Source organism: Streptomyces sp. RLB3-17 (assembly GCF_007113425.2).
Taxonomy (GTDB): Bacteria; Actinomycetota; Actinomycetes; order Streptomycetales; family Streptomycetaceae; genus Streptomyces; species Streptomyces mirabilis_D.
This window is the reverse complement of record NZ_CP041610.2, coordinates 11,032,802-11,057,669: the sequence shown is the minus strand read 5'-3', so window position 1 is coordinate 11,057,669 and position 24,868 is coordinate 11,032,802. Positions and strand designations below refer to the sequence as shown.

Sequence of the window (24,868 nt, the reverse complement as noted above, 5' to 3'; positions counted from 1 at the left end):
CACCCCGACCGTATGACGCGGCCCGCCAGGGATGAGCGGGACGGCCGGTCGGAACCTCCTTCAGGCCGCGAGGTCGGACATGTCGAGGACGAAGCGGTAGCGGACGTCGTTGCGGCCGAGGCGTTCGAGGGCCTCGTTCACGCGCGCCGAGGGGAGGAGCTCGATGTCGGCGGTGATGCCGTGCTCGGCGCAGAAGTCGAGCATGGCCGTGGTCGCGGGCCTGCCGCCGCTGCCTGCAGAGCTGAGCTTCTTGCGGCCCACGAGGAGGTCGATGGTCTCCACGGTGACGGGTCCGAGGTGCCCGAGGTGGCTGAGTGTCCCGTCCATGGCGACCAGGCGCAGGTAGGGGCCGAGGTCGTGCGGGGCGGAGATGGTGTCGATGACGACGTCGAACCGGTCACGGGCGTCGGCCATCTGTTCCTGGTCCGTCGAGACGACGAGAGCGTGGGCGCCGAGACGACGAGCGTCGTCGGCCTTGTCGGGTGAGCGGCTGATGACCGAGGTGTCGGCCCCGAGCGCCACGGCGATCTTGACCGCGAGATGGCCCAGGCCGCCGAGACCCGCCACGGCGACGCGACTGTGCGGCCCCACACCCAAGGTGTGCAGCGGTTCCCAGACGGTGATCCCGGCGCACAGCAGAGGAGCGGCAGCGGCCGGGTCCAGACCGGCGGGAAGAGGGTGGGCGAATCGGTCGCGGACGACGTACTCGCGGGAGTAGCCCCCCAGGGTGGTCGATCCGTCGTGCCGGTCGACGCCGCCGTAGGTCAGGGTCGGGAAGGCGTGGCAGAAGTTCTCCTGGCCGACCCGGCACATCGAGCACTCCCCGCAGGAATCCACGATGTTGCCGACCGCGACAGGGTCGCCGACGGAGAAGCGGGTGACGGCGGGCCCGGTTTCGGCCACCACGCCCGTGAACTCGTGTCCCGGCACTAGAGGGCGGCCCCCTTCGCCGTCGTGGCTGCGGACGGCGTGCAGATCGGTGTGGCAGACGCCGCAGTAGTCCACTCGGATCGCAAGGTCGTCCGGACGCAGGTCGCGCCGCTGCAGCGACGTCCGTCGCAGCGGCGCCGTCGGGCCGTGCGCCTGCCAGCCAGTTGTTGTCCGCACCGCGCATCTCCTTAAACAGACTGTTCGGTCTATCTCAGCATAGACGCGCCTGCGGTGCCAGGCAAACAAACTGTTCTGTTTGGTACCCTGACGGGCATGACGGACCGGCCCCTGACCTCGCGCGGAGCGGCTACGTACCAGCGCATCCTCGATGTGGCGACCCAGGAGTTCGCCGAGCACGGGATCGCCGGCGCGCGCATCGAGCGGATCGTGGCCGCCGCGCGCACGAACAAGGCACAGCTCTACGCCTACTTCGGCAACAAGGAAGGGCTCTTCGACGCCATCTTCTTCGGCTCGCTGGAGCGGATCGTGAACGTCGTCCCGATCGACGCCACCGACCTCGCGGACTGGGCCGTACGGCTCTACGACGAGTACCTCCGCCGTCCCGACCTGATCCGGCTGGCCACCTGGGCACGCCTGGAGCGCCGCCCGACCGGGCACCTGGTGGACGACCCCGACCGCCTCGACGACCGCAAGTTGCGGGCGATCGCCGAGGCCCAGGCCGCCGGACTGGTGCGCCAGGGAGACCCGTTCGACGTGATGGCCATGGTCATCGCCATGTCCATGGCCTGGTCACCGGTCAGCAACGTCTACGCGGCAACCGCCCAGGAGCCCCCCGAAGTTCACGAACAGCGTCGTTCCCTGCTCCGCGAGAGCGTCCACCGCGCCGTGGCAGCCGACCGAAAGGGAAGCTAGACACCGGCACCGTTGACTGCATCGGCCGCGTGATCACCGCGTCCTCGGCGGGCTGTCCGGCCGGTCCGTGACGTCGTGGTCCGGCAGGTCGATGACCAGGCGGCTCGGTCCGTTGCGGCCCGTGGTTGTCGGATCGGCGTGGCGGCCGGCGGGGCGCAGGAAGACGTTGTCCGGATAGAGCCGCCCGAGCAGTCCCAGCACGACGAACTCGTCCTGACCGGTGGCATCCAGGGTGACGTCGCCGCCCTCCGTCCACACCAACCCGGTCGCGCGCAGCACGGCCCAGAGGTCGGCGGTTCGGGCGTCGCCGACGGTCGCGTCACCTGCGGTGGGGGCCCGGTGGGCGAAGCGGTGGCCGCGCAGGGCCTGGCCGAGGTCGATGTGTGCGGTGGTGCCGTCGTGGGTCACTTCGATGCGGGTGGTGCGGCTCCCGTCGACGACCGGCCCGGTGACGATACGACCCCTGACCGGCCCCGGTGTTCCGGTGGCGGGCGGCAGGTGCTCGACGAGCGTGCGGGGCGCGGCGTAGTAGTCCCGCGCCTCGGCGACATACGTGGCCGTTTCGTCGACGGCCGGGTCGGGGCGCCAGGTCAGCAGGTACCTGGGGGCGGTGAGGGGTGGCGTGTCGAGGACGGCGGGCAGTACGGTTCCGCCGTCGTGGTCGAAGCCGTACCCGGCCGGGCCCGAGGTGCCGGTGACGACGTGGCGGGCGAAGTCCACCACGCTCGTATGCCGGATCTGGCGGACCAGGACCTCGGTGAGGAAACCGTCGCGGGCCGGCTCGATGTGCCGCAGTCCGGTCGGGGTGACCAGGAGCGGGACATCCTGCCAGTTGGTGAAGGGCAGCAGGGCGTCGCGCAGCAGGACCATCTGGTGCAACCACTCGTTGTAGAGCTGCATCGTGACGGGGCCACCGCGGCGGCCGAGGAGCAGGTCGGCCGCGGCGTGGGTGAGCAGGTGGCCGTAGCAGTGGCTGCGTACGACCAGCGGGCCCGCGGGCAGCGGTATCCGGTGGGTGAGCAGCCGGTCCAGGGCCGCCGTCGCCCAGGAGGCGATCTCCCGGCCGATGGCCTCGGCCTGCGCGCCCAGTTCGCGGGTTGCCGAGGCACTGTCGGGGCCGAACGCCAGCGGCAAGGAGGTCTCCCGGGTGCCGAGGCCGAGCGTCGCGTGGATCTGGGCCTCCAACACCTCACCGTCCACGCTCTGCAGGGCGTTGTCATCGATGACGCCCTGCAGCAGCGGCTCGGCACCGGCGAAGAACTGACGGGCGGTCATGGTGCCGGCCGCCGGGAAGGTGTTCCAACGGGAGCCGCCGAGGGCGGGTGCGGTCGAGGTCTGCGCGGGGGGCATGGATCCTCCGGTGTCGTGGATCAAAAAGCGAGCGGTGTCGCCGACGCCTGCGCCGACGTGGACGTCGGTCATTTATCTGGATCGACCGATACAGATTCCGGGCATGAAAAAAATCAGTCGAGGGCGGCCAGCGCGACCTCCACGAGGGGTTCGAGGGCACGGACGTCGGGTGTGATCTTCGAGGAGACGAGCAGCCCGTTGAGGAAGGTGACGAGGAAGGCGGCCAGGGTGTGCGGGTCGCGACCCGTCGAGATCTCGCCCCGCTCCACCGCCACGCGCAGCACATCGGCGAGCGCGTCGCGACTGGCGTCCTGCACGTCCCGCACGGTGCGCCGGGTCACCGCGTCCTCCGGCAGGCGTTCACAGGCGGCATTGACCATCAGGCAGCCGCGGCCGCCGCGTTCGACCGCGATCCGGACCCGCTCGACCAGCATCGTACGGATGGCGGACCGGACGTCCGCCCCCTCTTCGAGGCTCCGCAGGGCGGCCGCCGCGAGAGTAGTGCGGTAGTGCTCCAGCGCGGCCCGGTACAGGCCGTCCTTGTCACCGAACGCCGCGTACAAGGACCCCTGCCCGATTCCCAGATGCCCGGTCAGGTCGCGTACCGAGGTCGCCTCGTATCCGCGCGTCCAGAACAGCTCCATCGCGCGGCTCACCGCCGCCTCGGTATCGAATTCCCGGGTCCTTGCCATGCGCCGACATTAACCTATCTGGATCGATCGCTCAAGAAAGTGGGGACGACGACACCGTCGTGTCGGGAACCCCTCGCAGTCGCCCGCGCGTTGGGCACTGCGCAGGTACATCGCGCGAGAGGCCTACGGTGCCAGGGGATACGACATGACGGAGATCATTGTCATCGGAGGCGGTATCGCCGGTACGGCGACGGCCTTGGCCCTGCACAAGGCAGGCTTCGACGTCACCGTGTACGAGGCGCACCCCGAATCGGCCGAGGACATCGGTGCCTTCCTCACCCTCGCGAGCAACGGCATGCGTGCCCTCGCCCAGATCGACGCCTCCGCCGCGGTCACCGAGGTCGGCTTCCCGCTTCGTGCCATGAGCGTGCTCGACGCAGCGGGCACCGAGGTCGCACAGATGCCGCTCGGAGAGGCCCACGACCCGCTTCTCGCCTACCGCTGCCTCCGCCGTGGCGAGTTCAACGCCGCCCTGCAGGCGGAGGCCGCACGCCGGGGCATCGGCCTCCGGCGCGGCACCCGGCTCGCCTCCGTCGAGAACGGTCGGGACGGCGTCACCGCTCGTTTCACCGACGGCTCCACCGCGACCGCTGACCTGCTGATCGGGGCCGACGGGCTGAACTCCACCGTCCGGGAGTCGATCGCCCCTCGGACGCGGCCCTGCTTCGCGGGCGAGAGCGTCTTCTACGGCTACGCCGGTGAGGCGCCCCCGGTCGCGGAGACCGGGCGTATCACCATGGTGAGGGGCGGCGCTGCCGCCTTCGGCTGTGCGGTGTCGCCCGGCGGAGAGACGTACTGGTTCGCGCGTGTGGCCGGTGAGCCGCTGTCCGCCGACGACATCGCGCACGGCACGCCCGGCCACTGGCGTGAGCTGCTCCTGCCGTTGCTGCGCGGGGACGCCACTCCCGCCGCGGACGTGGTGGCGGCCACCACCGACCGCATCATGGTCACCAACGCGACCGAGATGTCGACCGGCACACCATGGCGCCACGGGCGGACCCTGATCATCGGCGACGCCGCCCACGCGGCCTCCCCCGCGACCGGGCAAGGCGCGTCGATGGCGCTCGAGGACGCCGTCGTGCTCGCGAAGTCACTGCGGGACGCGTCCGACACCGAGTCCGCGCTCTCCCTTTACGAGGCCCTCCGCCGCCCGCGGGTGGAGCACAACATCACGACCAGCGGCAAGATCTCCCGTGGCTTCCCTACACCGTCACGCACCGGGCGAAGTGCGTCCGCTCCCCGCCCCGGGGACAGCGACCTCCTCCGACACCTGGAGTGGGACATCGACATCTCGACCGTGACCGAAGGCAGCAGTTCGGTGGCAGCAGCAGGTGAGGGTGGTAGGGACGCCGGTTGACGGGCTGAAGGAGGGGTGCGGACAAGAGCCGTGGCGGACAAGGGCCGTGGCGGGAACAACCCTTGTCCGCATCCGCTCGCGCTCGGGTCACACGCGTGGCGTCAGGCGCTCAATGCCGCCGAGACCACGGCCTTGGCCTCCTCCTGCACCTGACGGAGGTGATCGGCTCCGAGGAACGACTCGGCGTAGATCTTGTAGACGTCCTCGGTGCCCGACGGACGGGCCGCGAACCAGGCGTTGGCCGTGGTCACCTTGATGCCGCCGATGGGCGCGTCGTTGCCCGGAGCATGGGTGAGCACCGCGGTGACCGCTTCTCCGGCGAGGGTGTGCGTGCTGACCTGTGCGGGCGAGAGCTTCGCGAGGAGCGCCTTCTCCTCGCGGGAGGCCGGGGCGTCGATGCGCTCGTACGCGGGGGCACCGAAGCGTGCGGTCAGCGCGGTGTAGTGCTCCGAGGGGGTCTTCCCGGTCACCGCCGTGATCTCGGAGGCGAGCAGGGCCAGGATGATGCCGTCCTTGTCGGTGGTCCACACCGAACCGTCGCGGCGCAGGAAGGACGCGCCGGCCGACTCCTCCCCGCCGAACCCGAGCGAGCCGCCGACCAGCCCGTCCACGAACCACTTGAATCCCACGGGCACTTCGACGAGTTGACGGCCCAGGTCGGCGGCGACCCTGTCGATCATGCCGGACGACACCAGTGTCTTGCCGATCCCCGTGTCCGCGGGCCACTGGTCCCGGTGGGAGTACAGGTAGGAGATGGCGGCGCTGAGGTAGTGATTGGGGTTCATGAGCCCGGCGTCCGGTGTGACGATCCCGTGGCGGTCGGCGTCGGCGTCGTTGCCCGTGGCGATCCGGAAACGGTCGCGCTGCTCGATCAGCGAGGCCATGGCGTAGGGCGACGAACAGTCCATACGAATCTTGCCGTCCCAGTCCAGCGTCATGAATCGCCAGGTCGGGTCGGTGAGCGGGTTCACCACCGTCAGGTCGAGCGTGTGCTGTTCGGCGATGCGTCCCCAGTAGGCGACCGACGCCCCGCCCAGGGGGTCCGCGCCGATGCGCACGCCGGCCGCGCGGATCGCGTCCAGGTCCAGCACGTGCGGCAGGTCGGCCACATAGGTGCCGAGGAAGTCGTAGCGACCGGTGCCGGGGGCGGCCAGCGCCCTCGTGCAGGGGATGCGCCGTACGCCCTTCAACCCGCCCTCGATGAGTTCGTTGGCCCGGTCCTGGATCCAGGAAGTCGCCTCGGAGCCGGCCGGGCCGCCGTTCGGCGGGTTGTACTTGAAGCCACCGTCCGCGGGCGGGTTGTGGGAGGGGGTGACGACGACACCGTCCGCGAGACCCGAGGACCGTCCGCGGTTGTGGGTCAGAATGGCGTGCGAGACCGCGGGTGTGGGCGTGTAGCCGTCCGCGCTGTCGAGGAGCACCGACACTTCGTTGGCCGCGAACACCTCCAGCGCGGTGACCTTCGCGGGCTCCGACAGGGCGTGGGTGTCGGCGCCCAGGAAGAGGGGACCGTCGATGCCCTGGCCCTCGCGGTACTCGCAGATGGCCTGACTCGTCGCGGCGATGTGGTCCTCGTTGAACGCCGTCGCCAGTGACGACCCTCGATGGCCGGACGTACCGAAGGCCACGCGCTGGCCGGGTTCCGCCGGGTCGGGGTGCAGTGCGTAATACGCCGTGACCAGCCGGGCCACGTCGACGAGGTCCTCGGGACCGGCCGGAGTGCCCGCTCGTTCGTGCTGCATGTACCCGCACCTCCACCTCGGTTTTTCAACGCTTGCGGTCCCATGTTTCCTCACCGGGCGGCACGGCCGCACGGTGCCACGGCGAGGACTGGACACGCGCCGGGCCAGAGGGGCTCGCGGGTGCTTTCCCGGAGATCCTCGGTCAACAGGCTGGTCTCCCCAATTGCCCATTGCCTAGGATGTATTGTCTGTCAAGCCAAGCCACTAGAAGCAGCTTGGAGCTGGGGGAACGATGCAGGCTGGAAAGCAGTTGTCCACGAAGATCGACGCCACCGTACCCACGGCCGCTCGCATGTACGACCACTACCTGGGCGGCAAGGACAACTACGCAGCCGATCGGGCAGCCTGCGCCGAGCTGGACAAGGTCGTGCCCAGCACGCGCGCCTTGGCGCTGAACAACCGGCGCTTCCTGCAGCGGGTCGTCGGGACCCTCGCAGCCGAGTACGGCATCAGGCAGTTCCTCGACCACGGGTCCGGCCTGCCCACCCAGGAGAACGTCCACCAGGTCGCGCAACGCGTCGATCCCTCGTCGCGCGTGGTGTACGTCGACAACGATCCGATGGTGCTGGTGCACGGACGGGCGCTGTTGGACCAGAATGACCGCACCACGGTCATCCACGCCGATCTGCGTGACACGGAGAAGATCTTCTCCCACCCGGACACCCAGCGCCTGCTCGACTTCTCGCAGCCGGTGGCCGTGCTGTTCAACTCGGTCTTCCACTGCATTCCGGACGGGGAGACCGACGGTCCGCTCGCCGTGGCCCACCGGGTGGCCGAGCGGCTCGTGCCCGGCAGCTGCATGGTGATGTGCCAGCTGGTCAGCGAGGACGAGAAGGTCCGGGAGTTCGTCACCGACTTCATGGATCAGGCGACCCAGGGGCATTGGGGCAGGGTCCGTCAGGAGAAGGACGTGGCCGAGTGGTTCGAGGGCCTCGACGTCCTGGAGCCCGGTCTGGTGGAGGTGTCCACCTGGCGGCCCGACAGCGAGGTGGCACCCCGTCAGCTCACCCAGGAATGGGTCGAGTTCGGCGGCGTAGGCCGGATCCGATAGGACCGTAAGACCACGGGACTCCTCCGCGCGGGACTGCTCCCGTCGGCTCCACCGGGATCCGGCCGGTGGAGCCGGAGGCAGTCACGCGGTCGAATAGCGCCCCGCGGCCGTGTCCCGCAACAGCATCAGGGAATCGCGCGGGGTGAGGGCTTCGTCTCCCAGACGGTCCAGAGCCAGTCGGTACTCTTCGGTCTCGTCCCGGTCCTCCAGGAAGTTCGCGCTCCTGATGTGCTCCAGGTAGACGATGTCGGGTAGATCGAGGCCGCCGAAGCGTAGGTAAGTGATGGGGATGGCGGGCGCGGAGGCGTGCGTCACGTCCAGGGGCACGATCTGCAACGTCACCTGGGGATGCTGAGCCATCTCCACGAGGTACTCGAGCTGCTCACGCATCACCTCGCGACTGCCCAGCACACGCAACAGGACCGACTCGTCGATGATCGCCCACAGTTGAGGGCCGTCCTCACGACGCAGCAGTTCACGTCGGCGCATGCGCAGTTCGACACGGCGCTGCACCTCAGCGGCCGGTGCCGTGGGCAGGCCGCGCTCCACGACCGCCCTGGTGTAGGCCGGAGTCTGCAGCAGACCGGGGACGTACTGGATCTCGAAGGTACGGATGGCGGCAGCGGCCTCCTGCAGCCCCACCAGCCGATCGAACCACTCGGGCATCAGCCGCTTGTCGTAGCGCTGCCACCATCCCGGCTCACCGGCACGCCGCAGCAACTGGAGCAGAACCGACGCCTCATGCTCATCGGTTTTGTAGAGCTCCAACAGCGCGCGGACGTCCCCTTCCGTGGGCGGCCGACGGCCCTTGCCGGCTTCTATGCGCGACAGCTTCGCCGGGCTGAACCCGATGGCGCGGGCGGCCTGTTCCTGCGCGAGGCCGGCGTCTTCGCGGATGCCCGCGAGCTGGACACCGACCAGCATCTTCAGCAAGGTCGGAGCGGGCTCGGTCCGCGTCAGATACGGTTCGAGGCGGGAGACACGAGGTGACTCGGCGGACATCCTGACTCCCTGTAGAACGGCAGACGACGGAGTCCATCCTCGCATCCCGCGGCCTTCTGTCGCACGCGTCGGCAGAAGTGGAATCGCTCGACTCCGCTTCACACCAGATGGTCGAACTCCCCGTCCTTCGCCCCGGCCAGGAAAGCGGCCACTTCAGCCGCTGTGTAGATGAGGGCCGGCCCGTCGGGGTCGCGCGAGTTGCGCAGCGCCACGCCCCCCTCGGCCAGGGACGCCACCTCGACGCAGTTGCCCTCGGCGTTGCTGTGCCGACTCTTCACCCAGCGAACGCCCAGTGAACTGGCCCGCATTCCGTTTCGCACTGACGGCACCGCACTCTCCTTGTTCACGTTCCACCACGGTGTACAGGTCGGCCGCCCACTGGAGCGGACCGAACCCGTGTGGCCTGCTCCAGCCACCACTCGTGCAATTTCCCGTGAAATTGCACGACGGGCGCTGTCGGGATGGATAATAGCCCGGGAGTCAACCGCACCGTTGCCGCACCGAACCTGACGTCGCATCAGGGAGATGTCGTGTCGTTACCTGCACGCGAAGCACCGAGCCTTGCAAGCGGCAGGGCTGCGCCATCGTCGGGTCGAGCTGCTCCGACCGGCTCACTCATGGAAGAAGCGCGCTCCTCCATCGCGGGGCAAGGGCGGCCCGGGGGAAGCGATCCCGCGTGCAACTCACCCAGATTCGCCAGCCTGTGCATCACCGACACCGGCCAGGGGCTCGCCCAGGCGCGCGCCTTCACCCGCCGCACCCTGGGCCTCTGGGAGTTGGACCACCGCAGTGACGACGCCGTCCTCATCGTCAGCGAACTGGCGACGAACGCGGTGCTTCACGCGGCACCGCACTCCGCCACCGGGCAGAACGGCGTGCGACTGGATCTGACGCTTCGACGCGCCCATCTCGTGTGCGCCGTCACCGATCAGTACGAGAGCCCGCCCGTCTACCCGCGCACGGACGCCCCGCTGGAAGTCCATGGCCGTGGCCTGCGCATCGTCGAAGAACTGTCCGAGCACTGGGGCTGGACCCGCTCGCGTGCGGGCAAGACCGTCTGGGCGATGCTGCCCACTCCCCCGTCTCGGCCGACATCACCGCCCTGGCAGGGTCCGACATGACAGCCGCCGCATCGGCAGAGCCTCCCGGCGCACGGCATCACGCAACGCCTCTCGTGGGAGCGGACATGGAGACAACCCTGAAGAACCTGAGAGACGTCCCGTGGCGCGAGCTCCAGGATTCCACCGGGTCCGCCACGGGCATCCCCTTCCTGCTCGCGGCCATCACCACGGGTGACGAAGCCACCGCCGTGGCCGCGCTCGCGCGTCTACGGCAACGCATCTGCCAGTACGGCTTCGTCGTGGACCAGGCCACCGCCGCCACGGTCCCCTTCCTGTGGGAACTCGCCCAGCTCCCTCAAGTCCCCTGCCGTGTGCAGGTCCTTCAGCTGCTGAAGAGCATCGCCGACGCCCGGCAGTGGGAGACCACGGCCGTCGCCTACCCCAAGCTGCTCAATCGCCGTGAGAACTACGTGGGCTGGGAACGCGAAGCACGCCGAGCCGTGCGCGCCCACCGCGAGTCGATCCAGCGCCTGCTCGACGAACCGGACAAGGAACTCGTGCAAGCCGCGCGGGACCTGGCCTCCGCACTGGCCGACTGACACGCCGCTGACCTCCCGCGTTAGCCCCTATGAATGATTCACGGCGCCGCAGGGTGAAAAGGGAGAGCGTGTGCCGCGCCGACGGCAGTCGGCCGCCCGCGACCGTTAGCGTTGCGTCTCGTGTCGCTGAGCTATGCCTTTGTGAATCTGAAACCCGGAGTCGGAAAGACGACCAGTGCGGTGTGGTTGGCCCATGCCCTGCACGAGTCGGGCCTCTCACCCCTGCTGGTGGACAGTGACCCCGCCTCCTCCGCCTTGCGCTGGAGCGAACTGGCAGGAGGCTTCCCGTTTCCCGTGATCGCCTTTCCGGTGGGCGACGTGCACCGGCGCGTGAACGACTTTCTCGGCAACCGAGAGGCCGTGGTGTTCGACGCCCCGCAGCTGGAGGACCATGCCCACATCGCCCGGAGCATCATGAGATACGCGAGCGAGTGGATCGTGCCGCTGACCCCGGCCCCCATCGAGCTGGATCGCATGGCACCCATCGGCAGCGAGATGAGCGACGTGCAGTCGCTGCGGGCGCAGCCGGCCCGCGCCGCTGTCCTGCTGAACCGCACCAATCGTCCCGACGCCACGCGCACCGGCCCCGACGCCGACGCTCGCGAAGCCCTCACCGAGCGGGGCTTCGACGTGTTGTCCACCCACATTCCCCGCCTCGACCTGTACGCCCAGTCGTTCGGCAGCCCGGTCGAGGTCAAAGGCTCGGCGTACATGGACCTCGCAGACGAACTCATCAAACGTCAGGACACAGCGTGAACCAGCGCAAGGACACCTACCGAGCGGCATTGCTGCGCGAACCGGACGGCGCCGCACCCCGCCCCGCCAAGGTCACTCACCTGCACACCCGATACGTGCGGGTGACCATCGAGCTCGACCCCGCCCTGCAACGCGAACTGACCCGCTGGGTCGAACCACCCCTGTCCGCGCTCCTGCGGGTCGGCGCCGCCGTACTGCAGCCCCTGAGAAGCACCCCGTAGGCCGGGACGGGCATGCGCGGGCGCCGTTTCCTCGCGTCGCACCGTCGGCAGGGCCAGGCCCCGCAACCTGCGCGTTAGTGTCGTCGGCATGACCGAAAACACCCTGCGCTCCGTCACCGTCGAGCGGACCGGCACCGGCCACTTCACCGCGACGAACCCTCGCGGCGGCACGATCAGCTTCGGCACCAGCTCCGATCCCCACGGCGGCACCGACTTCACCCCGGTCGAGCTGTTGCTCGCCGCGATCGGGGGCTGCACCGCGGCCGACGTCGATGTCGCCACCGCCCGCCACGCGGAGCCCACCGGGTTCACCGTGTCCGTCACGGGCGACAAGATCAGTGACGAGTTCGGAAACCGGATGACCGACCTCATGGTCACCTTCTCCGTCACCTTCCCGGACGGCGAACTCGGCGACCGCGCCCGCGCGATCCTCCCCCGGGCGGTCAAGACCTCCCACGCCCGGCTCTGCACGGTCAGCCGTACGGTCGAGATCGGCACGCCCGTCACGGCAACGGTCGCGGACGCCTGACCCCACCGGGACCAAAGGCCACCACGTGCCTCAAGGGTGGCTCCGACCAGGGCGGGTGACCTGGTCGTCGGCGTCGGCGGCTTTCTTGATCGCCTCGCGGATCCGGGAGTACGTGCCGCAGCGGCAGACGTTCTCGATACGGTCGATGTCGTCGTCGGTGGGCCGGGACGTCTTCTTGAGCAGGGCCGCGGCGGCCATGATCTGTCCCGGCTGACAGAAGCCGCACTGAGCGACATCGCAGTCGAGCCACGCCTGTTGCACGGGGTGCAGGGTGTCGCCGTCGGCGAGGCCCTCGATGGTGGTGACCCCGCGGCCCACGCAGTCGGCGACCGGGACGACACAGGGCTGGATCTCCGCCCCGTCAAGGTGGCTGGTGCAGGCACGGCAAACGCCCACACCACAGCCGTACTTGGGCCCGGTGACGTGCAGCAGGTCGCGCAGTACCCACAGGAGTGGCATGTCGGCGGGGGCCTCGACGGTGACCGGCTTTCCGTTGAGGACGAAGGAATAGGAGGGCATCAGCACCTTCTCGGACAGCGATCAGAAGTTGATCGGGAAGCGGCGGGGCCTGGTACGGGTCGCACGGGCGTAGGCGTTCGCCACGGCACCGGCCGCCGCCGGCACACCGAGTTCGCCTGCCCCGCCGGGCTCGCGCCGTGACGGCATGATGTGCGCCTCGAAGCGCAACGGAGAGTGCTGCTGGCGGGCGTAGCGGAAGTCGGCGAAGCTCCCCTCCCGCACCGCACCCCGGTCGATGTGCAGTCCGGCCCGCAGCACGGTGGAGATGCCGTCGACGGCGGTTCCCATGAGCTGGGCCTCGAGTCCACGCGGGTTGACGGCCGTTCCGACATCGGCCGCCATCACCACCTTGGTCACCCGCGGGTTCTTCGGGTCGGTGGCGTCGATCTCGACCAGGCAGGCCACGCAGGAGCCGTATTCCTCGTGGACGGCCACACCCTGCGCCTGGCCGGACGGCAGGGGCCGACCCCAGTTTCCGGCCGCCACGACCTTGTCGAGTACGGCTTTGACGGCCTTGTTCCTGAGCGTGCCGCGCCGGAAGGCCACCGGGTCCTTGCCCAGCTCGGCGGCGACCTCGTCGACGACGATCTCCTCCGCGGTGCGCATGGTCCCGGAGTCCACCGACCGCCAGGCTCCGAGCGGCATCGCCAGCTCGACCGAGCCCGAACTACCCGAAACGCGCCCGAAGTTGTAGAGGCCGCTGTCGCTGGGCAGCGGGCCCGCGGCCACCGTGGTCACACCACCGCGAACGGCCACGCCGCCCTGAGCGGCCAGTCCCTGCCCCTCGTACGACTCGCTCACCGAGGCCATCGCATGACTGAAGGCCACCACCCTGCCCCACGCATGGCTGGCCCGGATCCGGTGATGCGAGGCCCCGCGCATCCGGCCGTGCCGGATGTCGTCCCCGCGGCTCCACATCAGCTTCACCGGTCGCCGTGCCGCCTTCGAGATCAGGGCGGCCTCGATCGCGGCATCGTGGTTCAGCCGCCGTCCGAACGAGCCGCCGCCGCGCACGACATGGACGCGGACCTTCGACTTCGGCAGCCCGATCGCCGAGGCGATGCTCTCGCGCGCGTCCATCGGTGTCTGGGAGGAGAACCAGATCTCGGCCCGGTCGGCGCGTACGTCCGCCACCGCGGTCAGCACCTCCATCGGGGCATGGCTGACGAAGGCGAACTCGAACTCGCCCTCGACCTGCGCCGATCCGCGCGGCGGCGCGCCGACCGAGGGAACGGCGGCCCGTAACCGGGACCGGATGGCGGCGTCGGACAGCGACGCCAGCGGCCCCGGCCGCCAGGTGATGCGCAGGGCGTCGCGGGCTTTGAAAGCGTGGTGGAAGGACTCCGCCACCACGGCGACGCCGCCGGCGACCTTGACCACCGCGTGGACGCCAGGCATCGCGCGGGCCGCACGGTCGTCGACCGAGACGAGGCGCCCGCCGAGCGTCGGCGGCCGGGCCACCACGGTCGGCTTCGCCCCGGCCACCTCCAGGTCCCCGGCGTACTTCGCCTTGCCCGTGACGATGTCCCGCGCGTCGATCCGGCCCGTCGGCCGTCCGATCACCTTGTGCTCGGACGCGGGCTTGGGCCTGCTCGACACGTCGGGCCGATGGATCCCGGCGGCGGCCGCCGTCAGCGATCCGAAGGTGGCCGTACGGCCGTCGGGGGCGACCACCATCGTGTCCCGGGTACGCAGCCTCCGGGCGGGCAGGTGCCAGCGCCGCGCGGCCGCGGTCACCAGTCGGGCCCGGGCGGTGGCGGCGAGCGCGCGGGCGGGACCGTACAGGGAACGGACGGAACTCGAGCCGCCGGTGTACTGGTTCCCCTTGGTGCGCGCCTCGGCGAGGGGGATGTCGACGTCCACGAGCCGGGCGTCCAGTTCCTCGGCGATCATCATGGCGACCGCGGTCGTGATGCCCTGCCCGACCTCGACGCGCGGCAGTCGTAGGACCACCTTGTTGGCCGCGGTGACCTCCAGGACCAGCATCTCCTCGTCCGCGCCGGTCACCAGGACGCGGGAGGGCCCGTGCGCCTCCGCCGCGGTGGGCTCGGCACCCTCCGCCGACGACGTGTCGCAGCCGACGGGCGCCGCGAGGGTCAGTGTGGACGCCGCGAGCGAGTAGACCATGAACTTCCGGCGGGACAGCTGACGGGCCAACAGGCGCTCCTCTCCGAGTACCCGGGTGGGTTCCCCTGGTAGGAGGGGACAGCGCTCTTCGAGGTTGCGTGGGAGGTCGTCGCGATCACCGGGGCCGGCCGGCGGTCCTGTCGTCGAGCGCCGTGGCCGTCTCGTGCAGGAGGTCCAGTACGGCCCGCAGGTCGGGGTGTTTGCCGGTGCCCGCGCGACTGACCGTGAAGACGGTCCGGGACACGGGACGGACCAGGGGGTGGAGGCTGAGGGGCGCGGTGTGGTCCGGCAGAGCCATGCGGGGCACCAGGACGGCACCGGCGTCGGCGGCGGCCAGAGCCGTCAGCACGGAGAAATCGCTGCTGGAGGCCCGAATGTCCGGGACGAAGCCAGCCGCGCCGCAGGCCCGCTGGATCATCTCGTAGCAGGAGGTCTCCGGGCCGGGGGTCAGCCACGGCAGATGCGCCAGACGGGACAGGTCCGCGGGCTGCCCGGCGGTGAGGCCCTCCCGACCGGCCCGGTCGGGGTGCAGGGCGAGGAGGACCGGTTCTTCCATCAGGACCGTCTGCTCCCATGCCGCGGGGACACTGCGCGGCAGCACGGTGTAGCTGTGCACCAGGGCGAGGTCGGTCGAGCGTTTGTGGAGTTCGTCGAGGGCTTCGTCGGGCTCCTGGACGGAGAGCCGCAGCGAGAGATCCCGGGCGGCACCGGTGCCGTTGTCGGGGACGGGATCGGTGCCGTTGAGACGTTCGAACAAGGGCGGAACGAGCGTGCGGGCTGCGGACGCGAAGGCGCTGATCCGTACCGTCCCGCGGCGGCCGCCTTTCATCGCGGCCAGGCCGGACTCGGCCGCCGCGAGCTCTGCCAGGATGACCTCGGTGTGGGCCACCAGCAGTTCCCCGGCGGCGGTCAGACGCAGCGTGCGGCCGTGTTTCTCGACGACGGGCGTGCCGGCCTCCTTCTGCAGGGCGGCGAGGTGCTGGGAGACGGCCGGTGCGGTCAGGTGCAGCGCGTCCGCCGTGGCCGCGACGGTTCCGTAGGCGGCCAGGTGCTGGAGGATGCGCAGGCGGCGTACGTCAAGCACAAGCGGCTCCTTGCGGCTCGGACGCGTCCACGACGGGGACGTCGGTGGGGTGGTGGTTCCGCTGGTGTCGGCTGATCAGGATCACTCCCGCGACACTGATCGCGCCACCGGCCAGCGCGATGGGGCGGGGCACCTCCGCCAGCCAGACGAAGGAGACGATCAGGGCCACCGGCGGCACCAGGTACAGGGCCGCGGTGGAGACGGCGAGCGGCAGCCGGGCAACGGCGTAGGCCCAGATGACGAAGCCGAGCGCGGAGGGCAGGAGGCCCAGGTAGGCGGCGGAAGCGAGTGCGGCGGCCGGGGCGTGGACGGCCGCGTGCCAGGTGGCGGGGATCAGGGGCAGCGCGAGGACCGTACCCGCGACCATCGCGTAGGTGGCGACCTCCAGACCGGTGCAGTGGCGCAGCAGGGGCTTGCTCGCGAAGTGGTAGACCCCTTGGACCACGGCGGCCGCCAGGATGACGAGGGCCGAGACGGAGAACCCGCTGGCGCCCTCGGCCAGGCTGACGACGGCCGCGCCCGCGAGCGCGACGACGCTGCCGACGACGATGGTGCGGGTGAGCCGCTCGCCGAGGAACAGGCTTCCCAGCAGCACACTGAAGACGGGGGCGATCGCGATGAGCAGGCTCGCGGTCCCGGCCTCCACATGCACTTCACCCCAGTTGAGCAGAACCTGGTACGCGGTCATGCCGGTGGCCCCGCACAGGGTGATCAGCGGCAGGTCGCCGCGTCGCGGCAGCCGCACCTTGGCGAAGGGCGCCACGGCCAGCAGCGCGACGGCGGCGATCAGGAGCCGCAGGAACGACAGGGCCGCCACTCCCAGGCCGTCGATGCCGACCCGGATGGCGGGAAAGGCCGACGCCCACAGCACGACGGTGCCGACCAGGGCGAGGAAGCGGGGCGAGGCGATGGGTGCGGACATGACTCCACCATCGCCGACCAGAATGAGAAGTTCCAGTTAGCTTTTGTTTCAGAAAGCTTCAGTTCTCCTTACTGGTCGCCGAGGCGGATCTGCTTACTGGCCGCCCGGCGGACCGGGCCCCGGGAGAACCCGGGGGCGCTCAGCCCAGGAGGGCCAGGAGCTGTTTGGTGTGGCCGGGCAGCTCCACTTCCGCGAGGCCGGTGATGAGGTCTCTCAGCGGCATGGGCTGATCTACCAGGACGGTGTCGTTGGACAGGAGACGGGTCGGCACCGGTGTGTCGAGTTCGGCGTCGCTCAGCATCGGTCCGCCGAGTGCGCACAGGGCGTCCCCTTGGAGCCGGATGCGGTCTCGAAGCCCCGCGTTGCCGCCGGCGAGCGCGATGAGGCGTTCGATGGTCCAGGTGTCGAGCGCCATGCGGTTGTCGTACGTCGTGTTCGATCCCGCGGCGACACAGGAGACCGTGGCGAGGGTGGCGGCGTTGACGAGGGCGACGTGCGCCAGAATCTGCTCGGCGTTCCATTCGCCGGTCGGCGGGGCGGGGCTCGTGTCGCCTGAGCCGGCCACGGTGGCAGCGGCGTCCAGCAGCGCGCGGTAGGCGTCCCGCAGCGGGGTGGCGTCCATCATGTCGACTTCTTTCTGCGGACCTGCGCGAGGGTGGGTACGGCACGGTGGTGGCGGGTGCCGGCTCAGACGTGCCCGGGAGACATCTCCCATGGCGCCTGCGGGAGGACATCGCCGGTCTCGAGCAGCGACTTGAGGTTCGCCAACACGGCCGGCCATCCGCGCGAGATGCCGTTGAGCATCTCCTGGTTGGGGAGATTCTCGTGGGTCACGGTGAGGCGGACGATGTCCTCGTGCGGTTCGACGAGGAACGTGACGACCGACGGCTCCCTCGGCGTTTCGGCGTCGGGGGTGTCCTCGAAGGTGATGACCAAGCGTGTCGGAGGCTCGGTCTTGATCACTTGACCGACGACATCGACGGCGCCTGAGCCGTCGACGCGTCGATGCTCCCAGGTCGAACCGGGTTGCCAGTCCGAGATGTTGGCGTGTCCCCAGTATCGCGCTGTCAGGTCCGCGTCCGTCAGGGCTTGCCACACCTGCTCCGCGCTCGCGCGGATGTAGGTGACATAGACGTAGGTCGGTACGGACGTGGGTCCGTCGGTCATGGCGTACTCCTCTGCCTGGTTCTTGATGGCACTGATCGCTTGCAGGCGGGGCTTGTCGAACCCCGATATCCAGCGCTCCTCCAGCTCGTGGATCGGTGTCGGGTTGAGGTAGTGAAGCCGCTCCCGTCCCCGTCGCACGACGGTCACGAGGTTGGCCTGCCCCAGGATGTCGAGATGCTGTGTCGCCGACTGGCGGGTCATGTCCAACCGCTCGCACAGCTCGCTCAGCGTCTGGCCGTTGTGCTCGCGCAGACGGTCGAGCAGAAGTCGCCGCGTGGGGTCGGCCAGCGCTTTGAAGACCAAGTCCATCGCTCTAGCTTCGTGGCTCACACTCTATTATGCAGGTACTTACCTGCATAACGTCAAGGGCGGTTCCTCGGCAGCCTTCATTCACCCGGGGAACGATCAGCTCGGCGCGCCGTCGGGCGTCATCGCCAATATCATCGGTCGTACGACAACTACCGCGTAGTCGGTCCATGGGTGACCCGGAGCCGGTGCTCGGGTTCCCGCCGGTGGAGGCCTATCAGGGGCCACAGCCGAACCGGGCGGCCGTCATGGGAGATCGCCATGAGCACCCAGCAGAGAGAGCAGGACGACGCTACGGACGTCGTCAAGGAGCCGACCATGAGCATGAGGCTCGAGGTCGCCGTCATCCCGGTCACCGACGTCAGTCGCGCCCTGTACTTCTACCGAAGCCTGGGGTGGCGGCTCGACGCGGACTTCGAGGCCAGTCCGAGATTCCGGCTCGTGCAGCTCACGCCACCGGGGTCGGAATGCTCGATTCACTTCGGCCGCGGGATCACCCCTGCGGCGCCGGGCTCCGCCCACAACTACCTTGTGGTCTCCGACTTGGAGCAGGCCTGTGCCGACCTGATCAGCAGAGGCGTCGAGGTGAGCGACATCTACCACAACGTCTACGACGCGGGCGTGCAGGATCACGCGGACGGCCCCGATCCAGAGGGCCGCAGCTACGCCTCATTCGCCTCGTTCAGCGATCCGGACGGCAACGGGTGGGTGCTGCAAGAGGTCCAGGTGCGACTACCGGGGCGGTGACGAGTGACGCCCCGACCGAGGAGGCTTCGCCATGGACATCCCCACGCTGGCAGAACTCCTGCGTGAGACCGAGGAGCACCACGGCCCGTACGAGGCGAGCGCCCCCAAGCACCACTGGTCGGATTGGTACGCCGCGTACATCGTCGCCCGTGAGAACGGCCGGGCTCCCGACGAGGCGGCCGACGACGCCGCGCTCCACATGGAATCACTGGGGCGGTGAAGGCCGGCTGTGGCGTCATCGTACGGTGAGGCGTAGGGGGTGGGCCTCGCGGGATCAGCCGGTCCCCGTCATGGATGGGCACGTCGTGCTGGAACCATCGGCCCGCCAGCCGCCGGGGCCCGTCACGGGAACGGTCACTGTCACGTGCGTCGACGCGGTGTCGGCGTCCGGGGTCTCGACGAGGCGGGCGTCGGCGGCTGTGCAGATCAGCTGGGCGAGTGCTGTCTCGGTCAGTGGCGCAGTCCCGTCCGGCAGTTCGATCGACAGCCGTCCGCCGTCCGTCCGGACCGTCGGGGCGTCCCTCATCGACGGAAGCTCGGTGGTCATGCCCTTACCGCGTTCCTGGGCGTCCGGGCCCTGGAACAGCATCGCCACGGCCGTCTCGATGCCGCCCGGGCCGAGGACATGGCGGCGCACGGCAAGCAGGGTTCCCTCACCGACGAAGTAGAGGACGTAGGTCGGCCGGATGCCGGTGGCGGGCTCTCCGGCCTCCACGACGCCGGTCTCGGGAATGCCGCACGAGGAGAGCAGAAAGGCGGTCGTGAGCAGCAGCGCGATCCGCGACGGCCGGCGCGTGCGGCTCATGAACCCTCCCGTTCCGCAGGCCGTCCAAGAGGCCTCTGGAACGGAGACTGTGTCAAAGGCCCTTCCGGGGGCTGTTCCAGAAGCTGATTCCTGGGCCCTTGCGGGGGCCGTGTCAGGGGGATCCCGACCGTGAACACGGCACCGCCGTCCGCGCGGTTCGCGGCCCGGACCGTGCCACCGTGCAGATGGACGTTCTCGGCCGTGATCGAGAGCCCGAGTCCACTGCCCTCCGTTCTGGTCCGGGCGGTGTCCGACTTGTAGAAGCGGTCGAATACGTGCGGCAGGACGTCGGCGGGGATGCCCGGCCCGCTGTCCCGCACCTCGATGACCGCCCACCCCGTGTCGTCCGCGTCCGGAGACTCCCGTGCGTACAGGAGCAGTTGTACGGGGCGTGCGCCGTGGCGGAGCGCGTTGCCGACCAGGTTCGCGACGACCACGTCGAGGCGGCGCGGGTCGACCCGGCCGCGCAGTTCGCCGGGCTCGGGGAGCCGGGTGTCCACCGAGTCCAGCCAGGCGCGGGCGGCGAGGGTGCGGCGGAGGGACTCGGCGAGGTCGATGTCGTCCAGTTGCAGGGCCGCCGCGCCCGCGTCGAAGCGGGAGATCTCCATCAGGTCGTCGACCAGGCGGGCCAGCTTCACGGTTTCCTCGCTGATGAGCCGTACGGCCGTGGCGGTGTCCGGGGTCAGCCCGGCCGCGTCCTCGTCGAGGACGTCGGTGACCGCCGACATCGCGGCCAGCGGTGTGCGCAGCTCGTGCGACACATCCGCGACGAAACGGCGGGCACGGGCTTCCATGCGGCGCAGTTCGGCCACGGACCCCTCCAACGCGGCCGCGGTCTCGTTGAAGGTGTGGGAAAGGTCGGCGAGTTCGTCGGAGCAGTTGATGGCGAGCCGGGTGTCCAGGTGGCCCTCGGCGATCCTGCGAGTGGCGCGGCGCAACTCCCGTACGGGACGCAGCACACCCCGGGCGGCCAGCAGGGCGAGCAGGACGGCCAGGCCGAGGGCGGGCAGGACGGCGCGGCCGATGGCGGCGACGAGGGCGTCGACGTAACCCTGTTCACCGGTCTGCGGCACCGTCAGGAAGACCGCGACCCCGGAGGCCGGGTGTTCGCTGGGGGTCTCGAGGGTGACGGGCAGGCCGACAACGAGCGAGGAACCGCCGTGCGTCGACACCCGCTGGAAGACGGCGGCCCGGCGGGAGCTCACGGCCGACCGCATGGCAGGTGTCAGCTCGGTGAACCTGTCCTGTGGTGTGGAGGTGGCCCGCAGTTCGCGATAGGTGGCCAGTACGCGCCAGTTCTGCGCGGGTTCCGCGCGGGCCACCTCAGCGGCGAGCCACTCCAGGTCGGACCGGGTCGGAGGATAACTGACGCCTGCCGCCAGGGCGTTGACGTGATATCGCAGGCGTTTGATCACATTGTCCTGGCTCTGCTGGAGCACCCCGGTGCGGGCCTCACGGAAGGTCAGGGCGCCTGTGGTCAGGGTGGCGACGGCGGCGACGAGCACGAACGCCACGAGCAGTCGGCCGCGCAGGCCGCGCAGCGGTGGTTTCACCTGGACCGGAACCGGTAGCCGAAACCGCGCACGGTCTGGATGTAGCGCGGTTGCCCCGCCGGCTCGCCCATCTTGGTGCGCAGTCGCTTGACGCAGGCGTCCACCAGCCGCGAGTCGCCGTGGTAGCTGTGCTCCCAGACCGCCTCCAGCAACTGCTGCCGGGAGAACACCTGTCCGGGCGAGGCCGAGAGCGTGAGCAGGAGCCGCAGTTCGGAAGGGGCGAGGGAGACCGGCACGCCCTGCCGGGTGACGGCCAACCCGGAGCGGTCGATGGCCAGTTCGCCGTTCTCCCCGTGGGCCTCGATCTTCGGTATGCCACCGTCGGTGGGCGCTCCGCCGACCCGGCGCAGGACAGCACGTATACGGGCCTCCAGGACGCGTGCCTGTACCGGCTTCACGACGTAGTCGTCCGCTCCCGCTTCGAGGCCGACCACGATGTCCGTGTCGTCGCCCCGGGCGGTCGCCATGATGATCGGCACCTGGTCCTCGGTGCGGATCCGGCGACACACCTCCAGACCGCTCAGGCCGGGCAGCATGAGATCGAGCACGACGACATCCGGTCGGAAGGACCGCAGCCGGGCCAGCCCGTCCTCGCCGGTCCCCACGGCGGCGGCGTCGTGTCCCTGGCGGCTCAGCGCGAGCAGGACGCCCTCCCGTACGGCGCGGTCGTCTTCGATGAGCAGAACGCGTGGCATGAACTCAGTATCCGTACGGATCAGGGGACTTGACACGGAGACCACGTCCGGCCAGGGAACTGTTACGGGACGATCACATAGCCTCACCCACGATCGGGCGTTACGGTCTCGTTGTCTTCCGATCCAGGTCCCATCACATCGTGTGCACAGTCTTGACGGCCATGACCATGACCGCCCACCGTGCGACGCCCCCGCCCCCGCCCCCGCGATCCCATCGTCGTCGCAGCGGCCCCGCTCACGCCGGCGGGCGCGGCCGGAAGGGGAAGGGGCCTCTGCTGGGGGGCGTCGTCGCCGCGTTCGCCGTCCTCGTCTCCGTCGCCACGCTCGCCATCAACCGGACGACGCCCACGGCCTCCGGAAGCGACGACCGGCCCGGTGCCGCCGCACGGCCCTCCCGGTCGGCGCCGGACGAGCCCTCGACGACACCGGACGGGTCGGCGAAGCCGAGCAGTACAGCGGTCGGTGCCGAGCACAGCAAGGAACCGGACGCCAGGACCAGCGAGGTGGGTGCGCCGTCCTCGGGCTCGTCCGTACCGGCTTCCTCCCCGGACTCCGTCCCGTCCTCGGGCCCCGGCACGTTCACCACCGCGGGCGGTGGGAGCGGGACCGTGGGGCGGGGCAGCCGGCTGCTGCGCTACGAGGTCGTCGTCGAGGACGGTCTCGAGCAGTCGGCCGCCGACGTCGCCAAGCAGGTGGAGGGCATACTCGCCGGCCCGCGCGGCTGGACGGCCGACGGCGAGAGCGCGTTCCGGCGCGTCACCGGCGGCACGCCCGACTTCGTCGTACGGCTCGCCACGCCGGGAACGGTGGACAGGATCTGCGGCCGGTACGGACTCGACACCGGCGGTGAGGTCAACTGCAGCGTGGGCAAGGACGTCGTGGTCAACCTCAGACGGTGGCTGCTGGCGACTCCGGTGTACGCGCACGACGTGGCCGCCTACCGGGCGCTCATCATCAACCATGAGGTCGGCCACTTCCTCGGCCACAACCACGTGACCTGCCCCGGCGCGGGCAAACCGGCCCCCGTGATGATGCAGCAGATCAAGGGCATGCACGACTGCGTCCCCAACGTCTGGCCGTACGACAGGGAGGGCCGACTCATCACGGGACCTGCCGTGCCCTGACCGGCCACCCTCACCGGCCGCCGAAGCGCTGCGGGAGGTCTTCCTTGAACTGCTCGTCGACGAGCAGCCATTGCGCCGCTTGGGAGTCCTCATCGCCGGTACCGACATCCGCCACTCGCTGCCGCCGGTTCGGCATGACCTGAAGACGGCGGTACCTTGATGTCCCGTCGTGTCAGGGAAAAGCGCCCGCGGTGGTGTGCGCGGTGTGACGCAGGCGGGCGGCGTCCTGGCTCGGGGGTGCGCCGAACTGGCGGCGGTACTCCCTGCTGAACTGTGACGCGCTGTCGTAGCCGACGCGGTGGCCGACCGCGGTGACGTCGTTGGGGTGGGTGGCGAGCAGCAGTCGGGCCTCCTGCAGTCGGATCTGTTTCTGGAACTGGATGGGGCTCATCGCGGTCACCGCCTGGAAGTTGCGGTAGAAGGCGGAGACGCTCATGCCGGCCAACTGCGCCACGTCCTCGACCTTGAACGGCTGCGCGTAGTGCTCGCGGATCCACCGCACCGAGCGCGCGACGTGACTGAGGCTGCTGTCGGCGAGGCCGAGCTGGCGCACGATACCGCCCTGTTCGCCGGTGATCAGCCGCCACAGGATCTCCCGCTTGACGAGCGGCGCGAGCACCGTCCGGTCGCGGGGTTCATCGAGCAGGCGCAGCAGCCGGACCACCGCGTCGAGCAGCGGATCCGGAGCGTCACTGACGGCGATGCCCGGCAACGCGCTGCCGCCGGCGCGAGGGGCATCTCCGGGCCCGGCCTGCAGCAGCAGTTCGGCGACGACGGACGGTTCCAGCGTGAGACCGAAACCCAGTGCCGGGTGCTCCGGGTCGGCGTCGGTGAACTGGCCGGTGACAGGCAGGTCCACCGACGCGACGAGGTACTGCCCAGCGCGGTACTCGTACACCCGGTCGCCCAGCGCGAGGCGTTTGGCGCCCTGTGCGATCACCGCGAGCACCGTGCCGGTCATCGACGGCGCCGGCGGGTCGGACCGCTCGACCTTCGAGATGAGGACGCCGTCGATGGCGGTGGTCCACTCCGGCCGTGCGTGTCGAGCCAGCAAGGTGCGGAGCTCTTCGAGGTACATGCCTTCATTGCAGCACACGCCCTGTCGCCGACTCCTGCACGGAAGAGGATTGTGCAAGGAGCCGACAGCATCGTTCTACCGTTTCCGCAGGTCAGACCGCTTGAATGGAGTCACTGGAGTCCAGCGCAGAGCCAAAGGGTCTTCTGCTCCGGGACCAGCACACCTGCACGATCCGTCCCTCGCGGAAGAAGGTAGTCATGATCGTCAACCACGGATTCAACGCCACCCTGACCGCCAGGCCCGGCATGGGCGACCAGCTGGCCGACCTGCTGCTGACCGGCCTGAGCGACGGCAACCCCGGCACGAGTGAACACTGCCTCGTCTATCTCGTCTGCCGTTCGGCGTCCAACCCCGACGTCGTCCATGTCACCGAGGGCTGGACCAGCGAGGAGGACCACCACCGGGTCTTCGCCGGCGAAGCCGCTCAGGCCATCGTGAAGCGGTTCGACGGGCTGCTGGCGAAGGACCCCGAGTACACCGACTACGTACCGGTTCACGGCAAGGCCGCCTTCTGAGGCCGCTGTTGGATCCCCAGCCCTTCCGCACGCCGATGGGCAGGCGCACTCCACCTCCGACCA

At 69.8% G+C, this 24,868-nt stretch carries 29 protein-coding genes; 12 read left to right on the top strand and 17 right to left on the bottom strand.

Annotated features, from left to right (window positions below; genetic code table 11):
* Positions 1-60: 60 nt before the first annotated feature.
* Positions 61-1,107 carry an NAD(P)-dependent alcohol dehydrogenase gene (locus tag FNV62_RS49805; RefSeq protein WP_143604573.1) on the bottom strand — a complete coding sequence of 349 codons (1,047 nt, stop codon included), beginning with the start codon at positions 1,105-1,107 and terminating at the stop codon, positions 61-63.
* 96 nt (positions 1,108-1,203) lie between these two features.
* Here FNV62_RS49805 and FNV62_RS49800 point away from each other — a divergent pair, with 96 nt between their 5' ends.
* Positions 1,204-1,803 carry a TetR family transcriptional regulator gene (locus FNV62_RS49800; RefSeq protein ID WP_097288243.1) on the top strand — a complete coding sequence of 200 codons (600 nt, stop codon included), beginning with the start codon at positions 1,204-1,206 and terminating at the stop codon, positions 1,801-1,803.
* 33 nt (positions 1,804-1,836) lie between these two features.
* On the opposite strand, the gene FNV62_RS49795 is transcribed toward FNV62_RS49800, so the two are convergent.
* Both FNV62_RS49795 and FNV62_RS49790 read right to left on the bottom strand, forming a co-directional pair.
* A complete protein-coding gene (locus tag FNV62_RS49795; RefSeq protein WP_164331976.1) occupies positions 1,837-3,153 on the bottom strand; it encodes a hypothetical protein in 1,317 nt (438 codons plus the stop codon).
* 113 nt (positions 3,154-3,266) lie between these two features.
* Positions 3,267-3,845: a TetR/AcrR family transcriptional regulator gene (locus tag FNV62_RS49790; protein ID WP_143629997.1), complete on the bottom strand. Its 579-nt coding sequence runs from the start codon at positions 3,843-3,845 to the stop codon at positions 3,267-3,269.
* 145 nt (positions 3,846-3,990) lie between these two features.
* Here FNV62_RS49790 and FNV62_RS49785 point away from each other — a divergent pair, with 145 nt between their 5' ends.
* Positions 3,991-5,202 (top strand): FAD-dependent oxidoreductase, encoded by a 1,212-nt coding sequence (locus FNV62_RS49785; RefSeq protein WP_143629994.1) that lies wholly within the window; start codon positions 3,991-3,993, stop codon positions 5,200-5,202.
* Positions 5,203-5,303: 101 nt separating this feature from the next.
* On the opposite strand, the gene pgm is transcribed toward FNV62_RS49785, so the two are convergent.
* Positions 5,304-6,944 (bottom strand): phosphoglucomutase (alpha-D-glucose-1,6-bisphosphate-dependent), encoded by a 1,641-nt coding sequence (gene pgm, locus FNV62_RS49780; protein ID WP_143610640.1) that lies wholly within the window; start codon positions 6,942-6,944, stop codon positions 5,304-5,306.
* Positions 6,945-7,176: 232 nt separating this feature from the next.
* Between pgm and FNV62_RS49775 the strand changes: the two genes are divergently transcribed.
* Positions 7,177-7,995 carry an SAM-dependent methyltransferase gene (locus FNV62_RS49775; RefSeq protein ID WP_097288239.1) on the top strand — a complete coding sequence of 273 codons (819 nt, stop codon included), beginning with the start codon at positions 7,177-7,179 and terminating at the stop codon, positions 7,993-7,995.
* A gap of 81 nt (positions 7,996-8,076) precedes the next feature.
* Here FNV62_RS49775 and FNV62_RS49770 read toward each other — a convergent pair whose 3' ends face one another.
* Both FNV62_RS49770 and FNV62_RS49765 read right to left on the bottom strand, forming a co-directional pair.
* Positions 8,077-8,997 (bottom strand): helix-turn-helix domain-containing protein, encoded by a 921-nt coding sequence (locus FNV62_RS49770; protein WP_143610639.1) that lies wholly within the window; start codon positions 8,995-8,997, stop codon positions 8,077-8,079.
* A 98-nt stretch (positions 8,998-9,095) separates the two neighbouring features.
* Positions 9,096-9,305, bottom strand: a complete 210-nt coding sequence (locus FNV62_RS49765; protein WP_054233872.1) for a DUF397 domain-containing protein — start codon at positions 9,303-9,305, stop codon at positions 9,096-9,098.
* A 309-nt stretch (positions 9,306-9,614) separates the two neighbouring features.
* On the opposite strand from FNV62_RS49765, the gene FNV62_RS49760 reads away from it, so the two are divergent.
* The 5 genes from FNV62_RS49760 to FNV62_RS49740 all read left to right on the top strand — a co-directional run bounded on the left by FNV62_RS49760 (position 9,615) and on the right by FNV62_RS49740 (position 12,163).
* Positions 9,615-10,118 carry an ATP-binding protein gene (locus FNV62_RS49760; RefSeq protein WP_097288237.1) on the top strand — a complete coding sequence of 168 codons (504 nt, stop codon included), beginning with the start codon at positions 9,615-9,617 and terminating at the stop codon, positions 10,116-10,118.
* Positions 10,115-10,657: a hypothetical protein gene (locus FNV62_RS49755; protein WP_399223496.1), complete on the top strand. Its 543-nt coding sequence runs from the start codon at positions 10,115-10,117 to the stop codon at positions 10,655-10,657. The genes FNV62_RS49760 and FNV62_RS49755 overlap by 4 nt, the downstream gene beginning before the upstream one ends.
* Before the next feature lie 120 nt (positions 10,658-10,777).
* A complete protein-coding gene (locus tag FNV62_RS49750) occupies positions 10,778-11,413 on the top strand; it encodes a ParA family protein (protein ID WP_225900935.1) in 636 nt (211 codons plus the stop codon).
* Positions 11,410-11,634 carry a hypothetical protein gene (locus FNV62_RS49745; RefSeq protein ID WP_143629990.1) on the top strand — a complete coding sequence of 75 codons (225 nt, stop codon included), beginning with the start codon at positions 11,410-11,412 and terminating at the stop codon, positions 11,632-11,634. Before FNV62_RS49750 ends, FNV62_RS49745 begins: the two co-directional genes overlap by 4 nt.
* 88 nt (positions 11,635-11,722) lie before the next feature.
* Positions 11,723-12,163 (top strand): OsmC family protein, encoded by a 441-nt coding sequence (locus FNV62_RS49740; protein ID WP_054233870.1) that lies wholly within the window; start codon positions 11,723-11,725, stop codon positions 12,161-12,163.
* A 30-nt stretch (positions 12,164-12,193) separates the two neighbouring features.
* Here the strand turns inward: FNV62_RS49740 and FNV62_RS49735 are convergent, their stop codons facing one another.
* The 6 genes from FNV62_RS49735 to FNV62_RS49710 all read right to left on the bottom strand — a co-directional run bounded on the left by FNV62_RS49735 (position 12,194) and on the right by FNV62_RS49710 (position 18,291).
* Entirely contained in the window at positions 12,194-12,682 is a 489-nt protein-coding gene (locus FNV62_RS49735) for a (2Fe-2S)-binding protein (protein WP_097288235.1), read from the bottom strand.
* A gap of 21 nt (positions 12,683-12,703) precedes the next feature.
* Positions 12,704-14,809, bottom strand: a complete 2,106-nt coding sequence (locus tag FNV62_RS49730; protein ID WP_143652442.1) for a xanthine dehydrogenase family protein molybdopterin-binding subunit — start codon at positions 14,807-14,809, stop codon at positions 12,704-12,706.
* Positions 14,810-14,924: 115 nt separating this feature from the next.
* Positions 14,925-15,893 carry a LysR family transcriptional regulator gene (locus FNV62_RS49725; RefSeq protein ID WP_143629986.1) on the bottom strand — a complete coding sequence of 323 codons (969 nt, stop codon included), beginning with the start codon at positions 15,891-15,893 and terminating at the stop codon, positions 14,925-14,927.
* Complete coding sequence (locus FNV62_RS49720; protein WP_143629985.1) at positions 15,886-16,815, bottom strand: DMT family transporter; 930 nt, start codon at positions 16,813-16,815, stop codon at positions 15,886-15,888. Before FNV62_RS49720 ends, FNV62_RS49725 begins: the two co-directional genes overlap by 8 nt.
* A gap of 139 nt (positions 16,816-16,954) precedes the next feature.
* Positions 16,955-17,440 carry a hypothetical protein gene (locus FNV62_RS49715; RefSeq protein ID WP_097288232.1) on the bottom strand — a complete coding sequence of 162 codons (486 nt, stop codon included), beginning with the start codon at positions 17,438-17,440 and terminating at the stop codon, positions 16,955-16,957.
* A 62-nt stretch (positions 17,441-17,502) separates the two neighbouring features.
* Positions 17,503-18,291: an ArsR/SmtB family transcription factor gene (locus FNV62_RS49710; RefSeq protein WP_054233866.1), complete on the bottom strand. Its 789-nt coding sequence runs from the start codon at positions 18,289-18,291 to the stop codon at positions 17,503-17,505.
* A 258-nt stretch (positions 18,292-18,549) separates the two neighbouring features.
* Between FNV62_RS49710 and FNV62_RS49705 the strand changes: the two genes are divergently transcribed.
* Positions 18,550-19,035, top strand: coding sequence for a VOC family protein (locus FNV62_RS49705; RefSeq protein ID WP_240361423.1), 486 nt, complete (start codon positions 18,550-18,552; stop codon positions 19,033-19,035).
* A gap of 31 nt (positions 19,036-19,066) precedes the next feature.
* Positions 19,067-19,255, top strand: coding sequence for a hypothetical protein (locus FNV62_RS49700; protein WP_060898602.1), 189 nt, complete (start codon positions 19,067-19,069; stop codon positions 19,253-19,255).
* A gap of 54 nt (positions 19,256-19,309) precedes the next feature.
* On the opposite strand, the gene FNV62_RS49695 is transcribed toward FNV62_RS49700, so the two are convergent.
* From FNV62_RS49695 to FNV62_RS49685, 3 genes are read right to left on the bottom strand one after another with little or no spacing between them, the layout of a single operon-like run.
* A complete protein-coding gene (locus tag FNV62_RS49695; RefSeq protein ID WP_097288231.1) occupies positions 19,310-19,840 on the bottom strand; it encodes a hypothetical protein in 531 nt (176 codons plus the stop codon).
* Positions 19,837-21,393 (bottom strand): sensor histidine kinase, encoded by a 1,557-nt coding sequence (locus tag FNV62_RS49690; RefSeq protein WP_144316254.1) that lies wholly within the window; start codon positions 21,391-21,393, stop codon positions 19,837-19,839. Before FNV62_RS49690 ends, FNV62_RS49695 begins: the two co-directional genes overlap by 4 nt.
* Positions 21,390-22,088 carry a response regulator transcription factor gene (locus tag FNV62_RS49685; RefSeq protein ID WP_143629979.1) on the bottom strand — a complete coding sequence of 233 codons (699 nt, stop codon included), beginning with the start codon at positions 22,086-22,088 and terminating at the stop codon, positions 21,390-21,392. Before FNV62_RS49685 ends, FNV62_RS49690 begins: the two co-directional genes overlap by 4 nt.
* Before the next feature lie 167 nt (positions 22,089-22,255).
* Between FNV62_RS49685 and FNV62_RS49680 the strand changes: the two genes are divergently transcribed.
* Positions 22,256-23,212, top strand: a complete 957-nt coding sequence (locus tag FNV62_RS49680; protein ID WP_143652440.1) for a DUF3152 domain-containing protein — start codon at positions 22,256-22,258, stop codon at positions 23,210-23,212.
* A gap of 10 nt (positions 23,213-23,222) precedes the next feature.
* On the opposite strand, the gene FNV62_RS57310 is transcribed toward FNV62_RS49680, so the two are convergent.
* On the bottom strand, positions 23,223-23,348 hold the full coding sequence (locus FNV62_RS57310; protein ID WP_260691700.1) for a hypothetical protein: 126 nt from the start codon (positions 23,346-23,348) through the stop codon (positions 23,223-23,225).
* 36 nt (positions 23,349-23,384) lie between these two features.
* A complete protein-coding gene (locus FNV62_RS49675) occupies positions 23,385-24,290 on the bottom strand; it encodes an AraC family transcriptional regulator (protein WP_143629977.1) in 906 nt (301 codons plus the stop codon).
* A 197-nt stretch (positions 24,291-24,487) separates the two neighbouring features.
* Between FNV62_RS49675 and FNV62_RS49670 the strand changes: the two genes are divergently transcribed.
* Complete coding sequence (locus FNV62_RS49670; protein ID WP_054233861.1) at positions 24,488-24,805, top strand: putative quinol monooxygenase; 318 nt, start codon at positions 24,488-24,490, stop codon at positions 24,803-24,805.
* The last annotated feature ends 63 nt before the right edge of the window (positions 24,806-24,868 follow it).